This window comes from Mesorhizobium sp. B1-1-6 (assembly GCF_006443035.1).
In the GTDB taxonomy this organism is placed as follows: Bacteria; Pseudomonadota; Alphaproteobacteria; order Rhizobiales; family Rhizobiaceae; genus Mesorhizobium.
Map to the genome: position 1 here is coordinate 1 of NZ_VFWR01000046.1, position 1,283 is coordinate 1,283.

Here is a 1,283-nt window from a genome sequence, read left to right on the forward strand (position 1 = left end):
CGGCGCACCGCCCTCGTTCGTGAGGCGTATATAGTCGCCACCCCGACAAACTGTCAACACCGATCCAAGAAGTTTTTTCGATTTCTCGTGGAGATATCCGCAGGGTCGAGATTCGTGAGTTGGCTAGGCTGAGTTTCCACGTCGCTTTTTGCGCTTGGTCGCGCCTGGGATGCTCGCTTCGGACCATATGCCTCGCTTTGAAAATCGCTGTCCGCCCGACGGCCGCGGATCTTGCCAGAGCGGCTTTCAGCGGCGATCCTCCAGCAATTCCGGTGTGATGTTCCGGCCTGCGTAGAAGATGCCCAGGATCAGCACCTGCTCGCCCTCGACCGCAAAGGCAATGCTGACCGCCCGTCGGTAGCCGATGATCCGCAGTCCGGGCATGATCTCGCGCCGCTCGGCGCCACGCTGTGGAAAAGTCGATAGACCGAGACAATGGTCTTGAATACCCGCGACAAAATTCCACGCGATCGCCGGCGATGCCCGCTCGGCTATGTCGTCATAGAGCCGTTCGAGTTCGGCTTGTGCGGCGGGATGAAAGACGATCCGATAGACCATCCCCTACTTGGCTTTCGCCTGTTTCGCGCGATGGCGCGCCTCCAGCCGAGAAAAAACCACATCGGCCGGAATTCCTTTAGCTGGATCCTGCTGGAGCTCGGCCAAGCGGCCCGGAATTTCCTCGCGCAGCCATCTTTCCCGCTCCGCCTCGAAATCCTCGAGCATGCGCAGGGCGGCGCGGACAACCTCGCTGGCATTGTTGTAGCGACCTGATTCGAGCTGTTTCCTGATGAAGCGCTCATAGTGGTCGTTCAGAGCGTAGTTGGGCATGACAACCTCCCGGAAAGAGACATGGGATCACGGCACGGATTTAGCAATAGATGTCAGATATTAGCAATTTCGACCGAGGTCGACCAACCTGCATTTTGGTCCGATTGTCTCGCAGACAGGTTCGGATCGCTTGATTCGGCATAACCGAGATATCGCCTCAGTCGGGCCGTCGGGATCGGGGATCGCGCCTGCAGCCGATAGGTGGGATCTGCTCCTCGCGATCCCTCCGGGACAGCTGGCGCTGAAGCCGCCTGAGATGGAATCCTGCCGGCTGAATCCATTTTGCATTTTCGTGGCTGGCCTCGGCTCTGGGAAGCCCAATTTTCCGCCGCGCGAGCTGAGAGCTCGTCTTGGCCCCGAGGCATGGAACGACCGAGGCTTGGCCCTGAACGCTTTGCTTTGCTTTGCTTTGCTTTGCTTTGCTTTGCTTTGCTTTGCTTTGCTTTGCTTTGCTT

Annotated in this window: 2 protein-coding genes; both read right to left on the minus strand. The window is 58.4% G+C overall.

Annotation, left to right across the window (positions count from 1 at the left end):
• Window positions 1-246: 246 nt before the first annotated feature.
• Window positions 247-558: a type II toxin-antitoxin system RelE/ParE family toxin gene (locus FJ979_RS32370; protein ID WP_140584736.1), complete on the minus strand. Its 312-nt coding sequence runs from the start codon at window positions 556-558 to the stop codon at window positions 247-249.
• A 3-nt stretch (window positions 559-561) separates the two neighbouring features.
• Entirely contained in the window at window positions 562-828 is a 267-nt protein-coding gene (locus tag FJ979_RS32375) for a type II toxin-antitoxin system ParD family antitoxin (RefSeq protein WP_140584738.1), read from the minus strand.
• Between the last annotated feature and the right edge of the window lie 455 nt (window positions 829-1,283).